The 16,992-nt window shown below is 49.7% G+C and carries 11 protein-coding genes; 7 read left to right on the top strand and 4 right to left on the bottom strand.

Annotated elements, in window-relative coordinates; genetic code table 11:
* Positions 1-47 precede the first annotated feature (47 nt).
* Genes ACGTIC_RS13820 through ACGTIC_RS13830 form a run of 3 tightly spaced genes read left to right on the top strand, consistent with a single transcriptional unit; the run spans position 48 to position 2,721 of the window.
* On the top strand, positions 48-233 hold the full coding sequence (locus ACGTIC_RS13820; protein ID WP_113856365.1) for a hypothetical protein: 186 nt from the start codon (positions 48-50) through the stop codon (positions 231-233).
* The gene (locus tag ACGTIC_RS13825) at positions 212-1,375 is read left to right on the top strand and encodes a hypothetical protein (RefSeq protein ID WP_162816293.1); all 1,164 of its coding nucleotides are present in this window, start codon (positions 212-214) and stop codon (positions 1,373-1,375) included. Before ACGTIC_RS13820 ends, ACGTIC_RS13825 begins: the two co-directional genes overlap by 22 nt.
* Positions 1,372-2,721, top strand: coding sequence for a sensor histidine kinase (locus tag ACGTIC_RS13830; protein ID WP_113856367.1), 1,350 nt, complete (start codon positions 1,372-1,374; stop codon positions 2,719-2,721). Before ACGTIC_RS13825 ends, ACGTIC_RS13830 begins: the two co-directional genes overlap by 4 nt.
* 261 nt (positions 2,722-2,982) lie before the next feature.
* Here ACGTIC_RS13830 and ACGTIC_RS13835 read toward each other — a convergent pair whose 3' ends face one another.
* The gene (locus tag ACGTIC_RS13835) at positions 2,983-9,267 is read right to left on the bottom strand and encodes an ESPR-type extended signal peptide-containing protein (protein WP_113856368.1); all 6,285 of its coding nucleotides are present in this window, start codon (positions 9,265-9,267) and stop codon (positions 2,983-2,985) included.
* Positions 9,268-9,360: 93 nt separating this feature from the next.
* The gene (locus tag ACGTIC_RS13840; protein ID WP_113856369.1) at positions 9,361-10,092 is read right to left on the bottom strand and encodes a LytTR family DNA-binding domain-containing protein; all 732 of its coding nucleotides are present in this window, start codon (positions 10,090-10,092) and stop codon (positions 9,361-9,363) included.
* 945 nt (positions 10,093-11,037) lie between these two features.
* Here ACGTIC_RS13840 and ACGTIC_RS13845 point away from each other — a divergent pair.
* Positions 11,038-12,339, top strand: a complete 1,302-nt coding sequence (locus ACGTIC_RS13845; RefSeq protein WP_113856370.1) for an ammonium transporter — start codon at positions 11,038-11,040, stop codon at positions 12,337-12,339.
* Between the two features lie 169 nt (positions 12,340-12,508).
* Positions 12,509-12,883 carry a P-II family nitrogen regulator gene (locus ACGTIC_RS13850; protein WP_059076561.1) on the top strand — a complete coding sequence of 125 codons (375 nt, stop codon included), beginning with the start codon at positions 12,509-12,511 and terminating at the stop codon, positions 12,881-12,883.
* Positions 12,884-12,971: 88 nt separating this feature from the next.
* On the opposite strand, the gene ACGTIC_RS13855 is transcribed toward ACGTIC_RS13850, so the two are convergent.
* Both ACGTIC_RS13855 and ACGTIC_RS13860 read right to left on the bottom strand, forming a co-directional pair.
* Entirely contained in the window at positions 12,972-14,216 is a 1,245-nt protein-coding gene (locus ACGTIC_RS13855) for a pyridoxal phosphate-dependent aminotransferase (RefSeq protein ID WP_113856371.1), read from the bottom strand.
* A gap of 85 nt (positions 14,217-14,301) precedes the next feature.
* Entirely contained in the window at positions 14,302-15,015 is a 714-nt protein-coding gene (locus tag ACGTIC_RS13860; protein WP_257536563.1) for an MgtC/SapB family protein, read from the bottom strand.
* A gap of 154 nt (positions 15,016-15,169) precedes the next feature.
* On the opposite strand from ACGTIC_RS13860, the gene ACGTIC_RS13865 reads away from it, so the two are divergent.
* Both ACGTIC_RS13865 and ACGTIC_RS13870 read left to right on the top strand, forming a co-directional pair.
* Entirely contained in the window at positions 15,170-16,261 is a 1,092-nt protein-coding gene (locus ACGTIC_RS13865) for an acyltransferase family protein (RefSeq protein ID WP_113856372.1), read from the top strand.
* A 122-nt stretch (positions 16,262-16,383) separates the two neighbouring features.
* Positions 16,384-16,986, top strand: a complete 603-nt coding sequence (locus ACGTIC_RS13870; protein WP_113856586.1) for a DedA family protein — start codon at positions 16,384-16,386, stop codon at positions 16,984-16,986.
* Positions 16,987-16,992: the final 6 nt, after the last annotated feature.

Below are 16,992 nucleotides of genomic sequence, written 5' to 3' on the forward strand. Positions count from 1 at the left end.
TATAATATATGCATAATACTCATAATCATAAAAAGAAGGTCGTGCCTATGCATTCTTCGTCTCTGGCAGTCGGTCTCCTTCTTCTTGCCCTGCTGCCATCTATTTTCGTCCAATACAGAGTCTTTGTCCCACTCCTGGCTCCTTACCAATCACGCCGCCTGGCAAAGGCATTTATCCTGATGTATGCCGCCATTGTCCTGTGCGTTGTTTTGTGTTTTCACAAGGTATTGTAGGCATCGCCTGGATTTCATTCAAAGACATCATATCCTTGCACGCTATCCCTTATCTGCTACTCGGTCTGCTGTATGTGCCGTCATACCGGCTGCAGTATGTATTCGTTCTGGGAATGCAGGGCCTGTATATTGTGGCCCTCTTTACGTTCATCATGAATCTGGAACTTCTCATCATTCCCAGCAGCCAGTTTTTCTATTATATAGTTTTCTTTCTCCTGGCATACATGCTGTCCTATATCATCCTTGCACCACTGCTGCTAAAATTTTTCCGTTCCTTGTTCATCACCTATCATATGGTCGATATGCTGTCGTTCTGGAAATACACCGCCTGGATTCCAGTCTCACTGATCCTATATTCTGCCATTCTGGCCCATACCAATGAACCAATAGCCCGCGAATACCTCATTCCGCGCGTACTGCAGGCCTTGTTTGGGATTTGTATTGCCATTACGATGTATCTGGGCACGCGGAAAATGCATTATGCCATCGAACTCAAGCGTGAAAATGCGGCCCTGCTGACACAGATGGAAATGTTCGCCGACTATACGCGGATGCTTCAGTCCGCTCAGCGGCGCATGTCCATATACCGCCATGACACACGGCATCAGCTGCGCCTTCTGTCCAAATTAATCCAAGAAAAAGACGATACAGCTTCACTGGCCTTACTGAAAACGCTCACGCAGGAACTGGCTCAGACCCGTCCCTATCACTGGGGAGAAAACACCTGTATCCGGAAGACACTGCTTCCGCTCATCGAGAAAGCCCGGGAAGACGGTATCCCCGTCATGGCAGACCTCTCGCTGGCGCCGCATCTTCCCTTTGAACAGGAACTGGCTCAGGCGGCCGCCCGTCTGGTAAACGCCGCGATTGCCGTCAGCCGCTCTCAGGATAAAAGCAAGCAGTCTATCACAATCATTGCCCGTCAGACAGAAACGACAATCATGCTTCTCATCGGCAACCGTCAGACCGGCCCGGTATTGATGGATGCTGAAGGGCATCCACAAAACGGCCCATATGCCGAAGTGATACCGGCCCTGCATCAGTTTATAATAAATCATCAGGGAGTCGGCCGGTATACCTGCAAGAAGGGATGGGTTATCGCCAACGTGCGTATTCCCTGTAAGGGAGGTGCGGCCGTATGATATGGATACTCATTACTACCTGTCTGCTCACCCTGTCCATTGTACCGCCGGCCTATCTGCAGTATGCTTCTTTTGCCCCCTTGCTATCCATAACGCAAAAAAAATGGGTGTGTGCCGGATACGCTGTCTGTTTCATGGCAGAAACACTGGTCCTGATCTATCTCTTTCTCGGCGGGCAGTGGTCCCACTCTATTTTCATGTTCAAAAAGCTGTATTCCCTTTTATGGATTCCCTATTTTATCTGGGCCGTCATCATCATCCGTCCCTATTTTTTCCGGCATATCTACGTATTTGCCCTGCGCACCATATTCATGCTGATGCTCCATACCTTCATCTATTACGTATTCTATGTATTCATTCATCTGGGCATCTTACCTGTCAGCGAAAGCTCCCTGCTCTACCCACTCGAACTGTTTGTTTACACCATCAGTTATATACTCTTTCTGCCTTTCCTGATCCGGTATTTCAATGAAATATTCCGCAATGACCATGCGCTGAGCACACGGGTTTACTGGAAATATATCTGTGTCCTTCCCTGCCTGCTCCTGGCAGAATCTCTGTTTTTTGTCACCCAGTCTATCCCCAATGTAATCTATTTCGAAATGCTGGTGCCACGAATCATCATTTCCTGCGCTACCCTGCTCGTCGCCCTGAGCGTACGGGCCGGCATCAATCAGGCTGATGCCATTTATTTGACGCACGAACGCAATGACGCCCTGGCCGCTCAGATCCAGTCCAATCAGAATTACGCCCAGTCGCTGAATGAATCACAGACATTGATGGAACAGTTTTACGAAAAAAGACGGGAATATTTACAGAAATTGACAACCCTCATATCGGATCACGACTATGATAAAGCCCTGGCCCTGATTGAACACATAGGTCTGAAGCTCAATCAGACCAAACGGCAGCAGTATTGTAAAAACGCGGTCGTCAATGCCGCCCTTACGACTTATCTCAGTGCGGCCATACGCAAAGGTATCGCCGTCACGGCCCAGGCCGATATCCCGGACTGCAGTCCGGCCTTCAGCACGGACCTGTCCATGGTCTTTTCCAATCTCATTGAAAACGCTGTCCATGCCAGTGAAAAACAGGCAGAAGGCAGGCGCGTCCTGACGCTTCTCGTCGTTCGTCAGGAAGATATGCTGAACATTCTCATAAAGAACCGCTTCGATGACACGGTCATATTTAACGAAGACGGGCTGCCAACGACCGATGCCCCGGGCCACGGCATCGGCATGAAATCCTTGGCCCGCTTCCGGGACGAATACCATGCCAATGTCATCTGTACCTGCGAAAAGGGCTGGTTCAGCACCTACATCCGGCTGGCACTGCCAGACACATAACATCTTCTAAGAAACAACAAACAGGCTGTCGCAATGTAAGCTACGAAAGCTATTTTGCGATAGTCTGTTTTAGTTTGCCAAAGGGCCGTCCCTTTGGCAGATACATCATGCTGCAGATGGAGAAATCTCATGTATGACCCATCGCTTATTGACAATATCTCACCAAATAACAAGACTGCCGCATCCTGAATGAAATTCAGGATGCGGCAGTTCGTCATGCCTTTTGCTTCCGCCTCTGACGATGCAGGGATTCAGCGTTTGTTATGCCTTATTCTGGGCAGCCATAGCTTTCAGTTCTGGTTTAAATTCTTCTACCAGTTTCGCTTCTGCTTTGGCGCCTTTCTGCAGGGCTTTGTAAATGATTTCTGCCATTTCATAGCGGGTCATCGTGCGTTCGCCATGATACTTGCCATCTTCATACCCCTGGATGATGCCGTTGCCAGCCAGGCGGGATACGGCTTCATATGCCCAGTGGTTTTCCGGTACATCGGGGAATTCCTTGGACAGGTTCGGATTGAGGACAGACAAGAGGGCATCCATCTGATGCTGCAGGGTATTGACTTGGGATTCGAGATTCTTGACGTATTTTGCGCTTTCCGCCATCTGTTTATTCCGTGCTTTGTTGCCGCCGCGGCCGATGCGGACCGCTACGCCGCCGCCGATCATATTGTCATCCGAGCCGACTGTACCGGACAGGTTGACCATGACGTCTTCATTGGGGCGATAGAAGAGGCCCAGAGCCGTAGCCGTTTCGTTCTTGTAATTACCAACGGCTGCTGCCACATTGAACTTGGAATCGGCGTCAAATTCGAGAGGATGGAGGTTGGCCATAGCTGCTGCGTTAGCACCAACTTCGTTGATGCGGCTGTCCATCTTGCTGACGCGGCGGTTGGTTTCATAGAGCTGTGATCCATTGACCGCATCCAGGCTGTTGGCCGAAAGTTCTCCCGCTGCCACGTTGGTGATCTTCTGATTATTGGCGTTGATGCCATTATCATCAATATAGGTCTTGTCGCCAACCTTGTACGAAGAAGCTGTCATGCTGCCCGATACGCTGGCATTGCCGCCTACGCTGAGGTCTTTGGCAACGGTGACCGTATCCTGGAAGTTTGCGGCTCCGGTTACATCGAGGGTGCCATCAATAGTCGCATTGTTGGTCACATGCAGGTCTTTCGTAGTAGTCGTGCCACCGACCGTGAGGTCTTTCATGACTTCAGCATAATCCATAGTCGCTTTGCCCGTTTCGAGGGTATTGCCGGAAATGGTCGTCTTCGTAATCGAACCGTCGCCGATTGCCGTGTTGTGGTCCGTATTTTCGAAAGTCGTGCCATCCGTCGTCGTAGTCACGGTGCTCTTGCCTACCGTATCTTTGATGCTGGTAGTTGCCGTGTTTTCAATTTCTGCCGCACTGTTGGACAGTTTTTCTTCCGCCTTGTTCACCAAGTTCTTGGCATCGTTGGTAATCGTTCCCTGTTTTGCCGTATTGGTGATATCCGCGCTTCCCTGACTTACGCTGGTGCTGGAAGTTCCATCGCTTGTGCTGACAGTCGTATTGACAAATCTATTGTCGGCATCTTTCAGGATATCGATGATGCTGCCGCTGACCAGTTTTTCCGTCGAAGTCGTTGCCGTCTTAACAGAAGCATTGTACTGGCTATCGCTGGCTTTGATCAGCTGTTCCGATTTGTCTACGGTGTTGTTGGTGTTGTTGGACTTGGTCCCGTCGGTGATGGAAGAGGCAAGGCTCTTTGCATCCTGGTTCACAACGGTGGTATTGGTGCCGTCCGTTACGGAGGAAGCGATCTGATCTGCTTTCTGCAAGTCGTTGGATGTATTGGTTCCGTCCGTAATGTTGGTATTGGTCTGACCGGCAATGGTGTCGATAGTAGTCTTGTTGCTACCATCAATCAGCTGGGATTTTTCTTCGGCTGCACCGCGGAGATAGGAAGCGGTCTTGCCATCGGCCTGGCTCATTTCTTCCGTAGTCTGATAAGACAGCTGGGTGGAAGTATTGGAACCGGCATCGTTCGTCACTTTCTGTACGATGGAGCTGGTAGCATCGGTTTCTACATCGATAGCCTTGTTGGTAATCTTGTTCTTCGCTTCGTTAGTGATGTTTTCTGCTGTCAAGCTGCTGTCACCAGTTACGGTCGTGGTCTGGTTTCCGCCTACCGTGGTGCTCAGGTTGGCTTTATAGTCTTCCGTCACATCGCCGGTCACAGTAGTAGACTGTTTTCCAGTGATGGTATTGGTCTGGTCACCAGTGATATTATTGATTTGATTGCCATTGACTGTGTGCTTTTCTTCACCGGTAATGGTGGTTTCCAGTCCGCCATTGTAGTTTTCCGTAGCTTTTCCAGTTACGGTTTCAGTCAAAGTACCGCCCACCGTATTAGTCTGGTTGCCTGCTACATAATGGGTTTCGTTACCGCCCACCTTGGTATCCAGGTCGGACTTGTAGTCTTCTGTGACTTTGCCGGTGACGGCGGTCTTCATTTCGCCGCCGACAGTCGTGGTCAGGTCTTTGCCAACCGTGTTGGTCATGTTTTCCGTAGCGTTGTTGATGATATCCCTGGCATCATTGGCGATCGTACCGTTCTTAGCCGTGTTGGTGATATCTTTTGCCGTCTGGGTGATGCCAGTGCTGTTGGTGCCATCCGTTACGGCGCTGCTGATGAACGGGTTGGCTGCATCGTCGAGGTTCTTGATGACGTCGATGATGCTGCTGCCGCTTACCAGGGCATCTTCCATCTTAGTAGCTGTCTTAGACGTAGCACTGTACTGGGTATCGCTGGCTTTGATCAGCTGTTCCGATTTGTCTACGGTGTTGTTGGTATTGTTGGACTTGGTCCCGTCGGTGATGGAGGAGGCAAGGCTCTTTGCATCCTGGTTCACAACAGTGGTATTGGTGCCGTCCGTTACGGAGGAAGCGATCTGGTCGGCCTTCTGCAGGTCGTTGGATGTATTGGTTCCGTCCGTAATGTTGGTATTGGTCTGGCCGGCAATGGTGTCGATGGTGGTCTTCTTGTCACCATCAATCAGCTGGGATTTTTCTTCCGCTGCACCGCGGAGATAGGAAGCGGTCTTGCCATCGGCCTGGCTCATTTCTTCCTTGGTCTGATAGGACAGCTGGGTGGAAGTATTGGAACCGGCATCGTTCGTCACTTTCTGTACGATGGAGCTGGTAGCATCGGTTTCTACATCGATAGCCTTGTTGGTAATCTTGTTCTTCGCTTCGTTAGTGATGTTTTCTGCCGTCAGGCTGCTGTCACCAGTTACCGTCGTGGTCTGGTTTCCGCCTACCGTGGTGCTCAGGTCTGTCTTAACGTTGGTAACCTGGGCGTTGAAGTTTTCTGTTTCCGTTCCTTTTACACTGACCGTACGGTCTCCGGACACGGTATTGGTCTGATTACCTGCCACATAATGGGTTTCATTTCCGCCCACCTTGGTATCCAGGTCAGATTTGTAGTCTTCCGTAACTTTGCCAGTAACAGTGGTCGTCAGGTCTTTGCCAACGGTGTTAGTCATGTTTTCCGTAGCGTTGTTGATGATATCCTTGGCTTCGTTAGTAATAGTACCTTGTTTCGCCGTATTGGTAATATCCGTCGTAGTCTGGGTAGAAGAAGTCGTGTTAGTTCCATCGGTGACTTCACTGGAGATGTTATCTACCTTCTGATCTACCTTGGAGAATACCGTATCAGACGAATTAATCTGATTCAGGATTTCATCGACACGCTGTTGGAACGTCGAGGTCTTACCTTCCTTATCTTGGAGGACACTACTGGATTCCGTTGCACTCTGAGTTGCTGTATTGGTGTTACTATCTTTATCCTTCAGTGTGCTCTGTGACTGAGTAGATGTCTGTGTAGACAGGTTGCTGTTCTTTTCAGAATCGATAACCTTGGACGTTACATCGTTGCCTTCTACAGTCAAAGTACTCTTGTTCCAGTTACCATCTGCATCGGTAGATTTCGCCCATGTAGAAGTGCCGTTTTCATCATAGTCAAAGGCTGCTTCTTTTTCGCTGCCATCTTTGGTGCTGGTGGCTTTCTTGTAGCCCGTGATTTCGCCGGCTGCCACTTTCGTGCTGGCCGTTACATTGTTATCGCCCACGATGCCGTTCTTCGTCAGGTCGATTTCATCCACGTTCAGCTTGCCTTTCACCGTCAGGTCGCCGCCGATGGTGGCATCACCGCTGGTGGTAATGGTTTCAGCGCTCAGGTTCTTCACACCAGTGAGGTTGCCATTCTGCATGGTTGCCGTACCATCGGAGATGCTCTTACCCTGGATAGCGCCGCCGGCGGTCAGGTCACCGGTAATGGTGGCGCTGCCTGCTGTGAGAGCGCCCTGGATGGAAGCGCTGGCTCCCGTAATGGCACCGCCTGCGTGAATGTCACCCAATGCGGAGATGTTGCCCGTAGAAGTTACGGTGCCGCCGGTAATGGAACCGCTGGTGTTGATGTTGCCATTGGTGATGGTAGCAATCCCATCAGTCAGTGTCTTGCCGGTTACCGTTCCGTTGCTCATGGAAGCACCCTTACCGTCGGTTACTGTTTCGCCGGTGATGGTTGCCTTGGAAGTGACATTCCCATTTTCATCCACAGTGAAGGCTCCATTGGCCCCTTTGATCTTGCCGTCAGCGCTCATCGCTGCCTTGGCTTCGCTGTAGGTATCGCCGCCGGTGTAGACACCGTCTTTATCCACCACCGTGCTGTTGGTGCCAACCTTGATTCCATTTTCGTTCAGGGTGATCTGGTTGTCCTTGCCCTTGTTCAGGATCATTTCGTTGGCATCGGTCTTGGAAGTGGTCACGTTGCCCTGGGCGTCAATGGTAGTGGTGTTCTTTTGCAACACATTGTCGTTGCTCAGGCTCAGTCCGCTGTTGACGGCTTCCACCAGTTTGGTATCTGCTGCCACACGGGCCGAAGTTTCTGCCGTAATCTTATCATCCAGTACCGTATCGGCTGCTTTACGTTCTGCGGCTTCGTTGTCGATATTAGTCTGCAGGGTCGTATCGGCTGCTTCCCGGGCAGCAGCTTCATTGGCATCTGCCTGGTTCAGGGCCGTGAATCCATCAGCCATATTCTTGTTGATGGTATTGAACCCATCCACCATATTCTGGTTAACCTGCTGGATAACTTTGTCCTGGGCTGCATCGGCACCAATCCGGGCTGCTGTTTCTTTCGCTAATGCCGCATCGAGATTGGTTACGTTTTCACCGATGGTGTTGGCCGCTTTCACAACGGCCCCATCCTGTACGGCCGCATCAGCCTTGCTTACATAATTATCAGATGTCTGTTTTTCCAGATATTCTTTCACATTGGTGATACGTTCGTTCAGAGCCGTATCGCCAGCTTCACGGGCCGTTGCTTCGGTAGTGATAGCATCGGCATTGGATTTAACCTGGGTATCGAGAGCGGAAAGGTTAGCCCCTACACTATTGGTTTGGACCACATAGTTTCCGGTCTTCGTTGTATCATCGTAAACAGCTTCCGCTTCTACTTTCCCTGCTACCGATACATCACCACTAGAGGTGATATCACCAGTGGAAATACTTCCAGATGTCAATTGCCCACGGATCTTCAGATCTTTGACGGTCTGATTTTCTTTGGTCCCTACAATCAGATTGCCATCCTTGGAAACATGCAGGGCCGTGCTGGTCTTATCCGTTGTAAACTGATCCGCATTGGCTTTGACCTGTGTATCCAGTGCAACAATATTTTCACCTACCGTATTGCCGGCCGTTACATAATTACCGCTGGTAAGGGTATTATCCACGACGCCCTGCATGCCTACGACTTTATTTTTAGCAGTAATATTGGTCTGGGAAACGATTTCCTTAGCACCTACCGTCGCCTGAGACGAAATATTTCCTGTTGCCGCAATGGTTCCTTGAGAAATAATGCTATTCGTGCCAATCAGGTCTTTCCCTTTTATGGTACCAGTAGCCGTAACCGTCTGACCAGCAATGGTTCCTACGGCTGTAATATTTCCCCGGCTATTAACACTTCCTGCATTCACAGCACCACCGGCACTCAGCGTTCCCGAAATGCTAGCTGATTTTGCAGAAACCGGACCAGCAACCTTCAATCCCGTTACATCCGTCGTCGTTGTGGTTTTTGTAGCGCTGTCATATGTTTCTTTCTGTAATGTATTGTCCGAAGAAAGAGTCAGTTTATCTGTGTCCAAGTTATCAATAAGCATCTGATGTTGCGCTAGTTCGTTTTCGACGCTCTGCATAGCAGTTTTCAGATTTCCAATATCTTTTGCATTATTGGTAGCTTTCATTACCGTACCAGCCAGATTATTCGCATCTTTTTGCGTACCCGTAATGACCTGCGTACCATTTATTGTCGCCGAGTCAATAGTTGCATAGCTATATCCCGCTCCGAGGGGGCTAATCAATAAAGCTGCTACGGCTGCCAGTGCAGCCCGTTTCGCCATACGGCCCGTGCTCGTGGATTTGCTCGTGCCTTTGGCTAATTCCGAAGCTACGACGTAGCAATTTCTTGATTTACTCCAGATGACTTTAAATATTTTATTCATGTTTTCGCTCCCTTTCTGTATAAAAATTCATCTATAACCCTAAATTTGCGTACAAAAATAAGACCTCACAAAAAATCTGTTTTTTCAGAATTTTTATGCTTCTTTTTTAAAAATAAACTTGAAATATTCTTCCTGGAATTGGCGGTATTTCCGTTTTGCCAGCGGAATCTGATATCCCTGGATTTCGATATAATCGCTTTTGATGACGTGAATGGCCGCCTGATTTACGATATACCTTTTGCCCGGTGAAATAAACTGGCCGGGAGAAATGGAATCCAATGTCGCAAGCAGCTGTGCCAGGGCCTGGCGCGTCTCCAGAACCGCCCCATCGTGGGTATATACCTTCTGGATATGGCCTTTACTTTCTACAAACAGGATATCGTTGATTTCTTCCACTTGTATGCCGCCCCCGACAAGACGGAAAATGATTTTTTTGCTATGCCGCTGCCGGATGCTTTCCATGACCCGGTTCATAGCCTGATCAAACTGTTTTTGTGTAAACGGTTTGACGAGGTAATGCGCGGCCTGGACACCGAAGGCATCGACTGCAAACTCATCGCTCGTCGAAAGAAAGATGATTTCCGCCCGGCTTTTCTGGTTTCGCATTTCTGTTGCGACATCGGTTCCCAGCATACCAGGCATACAGATATCGAGCAGTACAATATCAAAATTCATTTCTTCTTCAAAGGCATCCAGAAACAGCATGGCATTATCATACCGGGAAATTTTGATTTCATACGTGCTGTCTGCAAAATAAGTACGCACGGCGTTTTCCATGATATCCAGCTGTTCCGGTATATCGTCACAAAGGGCAATCCTCAGCATAGTATACCTCCTTTCGATATATGATATGAGCATCCGTCATTTCTCATTGCACTTGCATTATATCATGTACTTTTCCTTCGAAAGGCCTTCGTGTCATTAAAAGTGCATTTTTTGTCACAAGTGGGATTTCCTCATATTCACTCAGGTAAATTTACCGTTTCTTTTCATTTCTTCCGTCCCGATATGGGCAGGAGATAGATTTCAACGTTCTTCCCCTTTTATAATTTTAGTATATAACAAAACATGTTCTGCCGATAGTATACTTTTGTATATACTTATGGGATGTGGGACGGGAGAGGCACAAAAAATGGAACCAACTGGCGCGTTTTTGTCAGACCGGTTCATCCCAGGAAATTCCCGGTTCTCTTCCAGACTCCCCCACATATAGTATATAATGCAGAACTTTTTCTAATCCTTCTGCCAGAAATAGAGCAGCCGTCTGCTATCTGACAGCCAGACCGTTGGAGACATACTATGCCAGAAACTTGTCCTGACCGTAATACAAAGTGATTACTAGTTGACAGTTCAACATTTACAGCAGAAAAGAAACTTCGGCGTCTGGCGGGAAACAGGGAACAAAGCCGGTCTGCTGCCCTAGTTGACCGGACAGCCAGTTCATTTCACGATAAAACTATCAAAAAGTTGGTTGCTTTCATAAAAATTTATTGACAATCCCTGTATTTACAACTATAATGAATGTCATCAATAGAACACAGGGCGATGAAGCCCGGCTATGCACACACCGTAGTGTGCCATAGCCGGGCTTTTCTGTTTTTCTATTGGTAATTATTTATTCGTACTGCAATAGAATAAGAGCAGGCAGGTCATTTCGAGGGGAAGTAACAGGCTTGTCTGTATGAGGGGACAAAGAGGTCCTGCCAGCACCAACCTCCACGTGCTGTGCAGGACCTCTTTCTTTTGCAGTCAACCAGAGGGGTGACAGGTATGAAAAAATTTTGGTGTTTGTTTTCCTGGTTCCTGCTCATAGCGCCTACTGCACTGGCTGCTGACGGGAGCGGAACCATCGACACGGGGGATACGGCCTGGGTACTGATTTCCGCTGCACTGGTCTTCATCATGACCCCGGGTCTTGGCTTTTTCTATGGCGGTATGGTCCGCAGTAAAAATGTACTGACGACGATTATGCAGAGCTTCTTCATCGTCGCCATGATTTCTGTCGAATGGATTATTCTGGGATATGCCATGACATTTGGTACCGACATTCACGGCTTTATCGGAAGCCTGGACAAAATCGGGCTGGCCGGTGTGGGCATGCAGTGCCTTTCCGGCGGTACGATTCCCGAACTGGCCTTTGTCGCATTCCAGTGCATGTTCGCCGTCATTACACCGGCTCTGATTACCGGGGCCTTTGCCGAACGGGTCAAATTCCGTGCTTTCTGCATTTTTATCCTTTTATGGGCTATCTTCATTTACAACCCCATGGCTCATTGGGTCTGGGGCGGCGGTTTCCTGGCCCAGCTCGGCGCACTTGATTTTGCCGGTGGCCTCGTCATCCACATTCTTTCTGGTGTATCGGGGCTCACACTCTGCCTGCTCGTCGGCAAGCGCCGCGGGCTTGGCAAATATCCTATTATTCCACACAATATGCCCATGGTCGTCCTGGGCGCAACGCTCTTATGGTTTGGCTGGTTCGGCTTTAATGCCGGCAGTGCTCTCGGTGCCAACGCACTGGCAGCCAACGCCTTTATCTGTTCCCAGGCCGCAGCGGCTGCTGCCACCGTTTCCTGGGTCCTCATCGAATGGTTCATCAATGGCAAACCGACCGTCCTGGGAGCCGCATCGGGCTGCATCGCCGGTCTCGTAGCCATTACGCCGGCTGCCGGCTTCGTCGCCCCCCTTCCGGCTCTCTATATCGGTGCCATCAGCGGCATCATCTGCTATCTGGCCGTTGCCGTCTGCAAGAACCGTCTGGGCTATGACGACGCTCTCGACGCCTTTGGCATCCACGGTATCGGCGGTACGTGGGGTTCCATCGCAACTGGCCTCTGGGCTACAGTTGAAGTCAACCCCGACGGTGCCAATGGCCTTTTCTACGGCGATGCTCATCTTCTGATGGCACAGATTATTTCGACAGTCGTTGCGTACGCGCTGGCTATTATCGGATCCATTATACTCTATAAAATCATCAGCCTCTTCACGAATTTCCGCGTCGACGCCGATGAAGAAGTGGTCGGACTCGATATCAACGAACACGGCGAACGCGGCTATACGCAGCAGACATTATAATATGGACAGCAACGGCCAGTGTCACACCCTTACCCAAGCACTGGTCTTTGCCGCATCAGCTGCGGGATTGGCATGACGATCCCAAGACGTGTTACATGTATCTCCTTAACAAACAATCCCGCAGCTGATGCTATAATAGATATATATCCCAATGCAGGAGTGATTATATATGAGAAAAATTACAAAAATAGACATCGTGACCCGTCCGAGCAAGCTGGATGAACTCAAAGCCGCCCTGAACGCTATCGGCGTCATGGGCATTACCGTCAGTCAGGTCTATGGCTGTGGTACACAGAAAGGCCATATCGAAGTATACCGGGGCAAGGAATACCAGGTAAACCTCCTCCCTCATATTAAAGTAGAAACGGTCGTCTGCGAAGTCCCTGTCGATGATGTCATCGAAACGGCCATGCGCATCTGCCAGACGGGGGAACCGGGCGATGGCAAAATCTTCGTGTTCAACGTCGAAGATGCCGTCCGTATCCGTACGGGAGACCGCGGAGCCGAAGCTATTATGGATGAAAAAGAACCTCCTACAACGTAATTCCTGATACGACGAAGAGGCCGCTCCACGAAGCGAAATGCTTCATGGGGCGGCCTCTTTTTCCGTATGGAATCCTATGGGAGTTTTCTTATCCGTCTACCGATTCCAGTGCTTTTTTGATTTTGGATGCCACACCGGTCATTTTATAGGCCGGGATGGAGCAGACACCGAGGCGGATGCCCCGTGCCAGAGGAGCAGCAAAAATGAGGTCTTCCTGAAGTTTTGCACAGGCCTGAGCCGATTTCAGCGTCGGGACAGAAATGAAAAATCCCGCCTTATAGGGAACAAAATCGAGATTGCAGGCCCGGGCTTCTTCCATGAAAATATCTGCACGGCGGCGGATATTCTGGAAATAGTTATTTTCTTCTGTTTCCAGTTCTTTCAGCAGTGCCGGGTCTCTGCGTACAATAGATAACAGGGTCATGGCCGCCCGGTTGATATTGGACCAGGCCGTACGGGCCGAATATTTCCCCACTTCCTGAAATTCATCGATGACATCCTTGCTGGAAGACAGGCCTACGAGAGCGCCTGCCCGCTGGCCGTAGAGGGTAAATCCTTTAGACATGCTGTAGGCAAACATGACGAAGATGTGTTCCGGCAGATGGCTGAACTGCTTCATGAACGTACGGACTTTGTTCTTATCCCCCGTATAGGCGATATATGCGATATCGACGAGGATACTGATGCGTTTTCCATTCTTTTCGTGGAACCGGCACACATCGAGCACTTCTTCCCAGTCCCGGTCCGACAGGGCAAATCCTGTCGGGTTATTGGCCGGCGTGTTGAGCATGATGAGCAGAGAGTCCTGCTGGCGCAGAATGGCTGCTACAGCCGAAGAAAAAGAATCAATATTGAAGGAATGGCTGTCATCGAGCATAGCAAAAGTCGTAAGATGGCGGCCCACTTCGTCACAAAGATTGTCGTAGACCGACCAGCGCCAGTCCGTCGTCAGAACCTGGTCACCTACTTCCGAATAGTTAGTAATGGCGATATGAACGGCCCCGGTACCACCGGCCGTCGCTATGGCAGCCGTATAGCCATCGGGCCGCTGGTCTTCAAAGGTCGCATCGATGACATCACTGCGGTAATCGGCCAGTCCGACCGGCGGTGCATAAGTAATAAAATCACTCATAGGCAGTGATTTATATACTTTTTCGACGACAGGAAGACAGGCTACTTTTTCATCGTCTCCAGCATAACAACCTACGGTAGCATTGACTACGTTTTTAATTCCGTATTTTTTTATTGCCTCTTTGGCTGCCGCGCTGGACGAAAATACGACATCATTTATTTTTTTCCCTTCCCGGCTGGCAGCCGCCATACATGTTGACATAACAGGACCCCCTCCAAAGCAAAAAAGCAATGATTCCTTTTTATTATACCACGCAATGCCTGGTTTACATATATTTTAATGCAATTCATTCTTTTTCTTTCTGTTCTTTTGGTTCTGTTACGGTGGCCTGTTTGATACCTTTTATTCCCAGAAGGTCTGAAAGGAGTTCGCTCTGACTCAGTTCTTCTCCTACGTGTACCGTCAATTCCAGTTCGACATTTTCCTCTTCTTCTCCAGAAAGAGTGCGAAAGGAAAGAAGTGTCAGCTGATGGTGCTGCAGATACTCCGACAGGCGGCGGGACTGCCCCACCGTATTGCGCATCGTCAGGTGCAATACGTAGGAATGACGTCCCCGTTTCCGCATCATCTTATCCAGACGGACAAAGACGGTGAGGACGATAAATATGAGCACCGTCGCAGCCGCCGCTGTCACCAGATAGCCGGCACCAACGACCAGCCCGACGGCAGCTACACCCCAGATGCTGGCCGCCGTTGTCAGGCCCTTGACACTGTGCCCTTTCTGATTGGCCAGGATCGTGCCGGCTCCGAGGAACCCTACACCAGAAATGACCTGGGCTGCGATCCGTTCGGGATCCGAACGGGTATAGCCATAGACAGAATAGAAATCGAGGGCGATATTGATAGAAATAATCATGCACAGGCAGGCGCCGAGGCATACGAGGATATGAGTACGCAAACCGGCAGACTGGCTCCGGGCCTCCCGTTCATACCCGATCAGGCCACCCAGGATAATAGCCACGATGAGCCGTATGATGCTGTCACTGGTACTAATCATCATGGGCATCACTCCTATTCATCAAAAAAGCAAAATCTTCACTTTTTCTTTATATTAGTTATAGTATAATATACGTCGGAAGGAAAATCTACGCCCAGCGTTTATACTGTATGTCTATATTCCTTATACACCATGTTTACAGAAAGGAGCCTTCCTGATGGGTAAACATATATTTTATCTCGATAATCTGCGCACATTCGTCATTTTTCTGGGTATTCTCTGCCTGGCAGCTGGTTCGTTCCTGCCGGCTCCGTTTATGCCACCTCATTACGTCTTTGCCGGCCAGCCGGGTACTATCACCCCTTTTTATTATCTCTTTTATGAATTTGCCATGACACTGGTCATTCCGGTTCTCTTTTTTATCAGCGGCTATTTTAGCGCGTCGAATCTGCGGATCCGCCTGTTCCAGCCATATTTCAAAGGACGCTGGCTGCGTCTGGGCTGGCCTTTGCTGTTTGCTATAATCATCATGATGCCGGAAATAGCCTGGATCAGCGCCCGCAGCACGGGATACAGCGCGGGATTTTTCACTTTCCTTACGCAACGCTTCCTGGGCCGGGGATTCACGTTGGGAATATACGGATTTCTGGCAGTGCTCCTGCTGTTCATCCTGCTGCTCATGGCAGCCAAAAAGCTCAATCATCAGGCCCTTCGCCATACGGAAATTTCGTCTCCATCCCCGCTCTTCCTCATTCTCTTCGTCGGCGTTCATCTCATTTTAGCCCTGGCCGTCTACTTCGGGCTGCTCAGCCTGTCACCGCAAAGTCTTTCCGCCTTCCAGGCATTTTTTGCCGGTCTGGGCTTTCAGCCGAGCTGGCTTATCACGGCGGCCTTATACTTTCTCCTCGGCATCTACGCAGCCAAACACCGCTGGTTCATCCAGGGAGGTTACATTCCAGGGAGTGTCTGGATTGCCGCGGCCATTGGCTTTTCCATTATATACAATGTATTTCCCTATTATCACGTCATCACCCTCGCCTTCCTGTCTCTTTCGGGGACACTCGGTCTGATTGCTGCCTTTGCCCGCTGGGGAAACCAGAGTTCGCAGACGCTGCTCACCCTGTCCCATATGGCCTACCCCGTCTGGTATCTGAGCGAACCGGTATTGGAAAACATCATGTACTTTCTCCTGCCCCTTACAATTGCCGCCCCGCTCAAATTGATACTGGCTCTGGGCCTGACCTTGTTCTACGGATATTTCGTTTACAAATACGCCTTATGCCATCTGGGCTGCTTTAAAACGCGCTGACGGGGATTTAAATAATTCCTTAATTTTCGCCGCCCTACTGGCACAAAGACTCCTATCTATGCTATGATAGGATAAGTCAGTTATATACTTTCTTTTTTCACCTAAGGAGTTGGATGAATTTTATGGATACATTGCTGCAATTAATGGAAGTCTATGGATATGCAGCCATGTTCGTGGCCATGGTAGCCGAAAATGCCAATATTCCCATTCCCAGCGAAGTCGTCCTCGGTTTTGCGGGATTTCTCATTTCACAACATATTTTCGATTTCTGGACGACTTTTATCATCGCCTGCGCAGCCGGCGTGACCGGCTCAATCCTGAGTTACTGGCTCGGTTCGTATGGCGGCCGTCCTCTGCTCTTGAAATACGGCAAATATATTTTCTTCAATGAAAAGAAGTTCAATATGGCCGAAAAAATGTTCAATAAGTACGGTGGCATTGCCGTCATCATCTGCCGCTGCCTGCCCGGCGTACGGACATTCATTTCCTTTCCGGCCGGCATCGCCCGTTATCCCTTCGGCCGGTTCGTACTGTTTACGATTATCGGCACCATTCCCTGGACACTGCTGCTCGTCTGGGCCGGCTCCGTACTGGGCAGTCATTGGCGTGACCTGATTCAGTATAATCATCAGCTGCTCATCGGAATGGGCATCGTCTGCGCCGTCATTGCCGTCGTCGGTCTCTGGAAATACCGCCGCAGCCGCAACCGCCGCCAGACGGAATAATCTGTG

Source organism: Megasphaera hexanoica (assembly GCF_043520715.1).
In the GTDB taxonomy this organism is placed as follows: Bacteria; Bacillota; Negativicutes; order Veillonellales; family Megasphaeraceae; genus Megasphaera; species Megasphaera hexanoica.

What these genes read in the sequence shown, in the direction of transcription:
- ACGTIC_RS13820 (WP_113856365.1), top strand. Translation starts at nt 48, where the DNA reads ATGCATTCTTCGTCTCTGGCAGTCGGTCTCCTTCTTCTTGCCCTGCTG.
- ACGTIC_RS13830 (WP_113856367.1), top strand. Translation starts at nt 1,372, where the DNA reads ATGATATGGATACTCATTACTACCTGTCTGCTCACCCTGTCCATTGTA.
- ACGTIC_RS13835 (WP_113856368.1), bottom strand. Translation starts at nt 9,267, where the DNA reads ATGAATAAAATATTTAAAGTCATCTGGAGTAAATCAAGAAATTGCTAC.
- ACGTIC_RS13840 (WP_113856369.1), bottom strand. Translation starts at nt 10,092, where the DNA reads ATGCTGAGGATTGCCCTTTGTGACGATATACCGGAACAGCTGGATATC.
- ACGTIC_RS13845 (WP_113856370.1), top strand. Translation starts at nt 11,038, where the DNA reads ATGAAAAAATTTTGGTGTTTGTTTTCCTGGTTCCTGCTCATAGCGCCT.
- ACGTIC_RS13850 (WP_059076561.1), top strand. Translation starts at nt 12,509, where the DNA reads ATGAGAAAAATTACAAAAATAGACATCGTGACCCGTCCGAGCAAGCTG.
- ACGTIC_RS13855 (WP_113856371.1), bottom strand. Translation starts at nt 14,216, where the DNA reads ATGTCAACATGTATGGCGGCTGCCAGCCGGGAAGGGAAAAAAATAAAT.
- ACGTIC_RS13860 (WP_257536563.1), bottom strand. Translation starts at nt 15,015, where the DNA reads ATGATGATTAGTACCAGTGACAGCATCATACGGCTCATCGTGGCTATT.
- ACGTIC_RS13865 (WP_113856372.1), top strand. Translation starts at nt 15,170, where the DNA reads ATGGGTAAACATATATTTTATCTCGATAATCTGCGCACATTCGTCATT.
- ACGTIC_RS13870 (WP_113856586.1), top strand. Translation starts at nt 16,384, where the DNA reads ATGGATACATTGCTGCAATTAATGGAAGTCTATGGATATGCAGCCATG.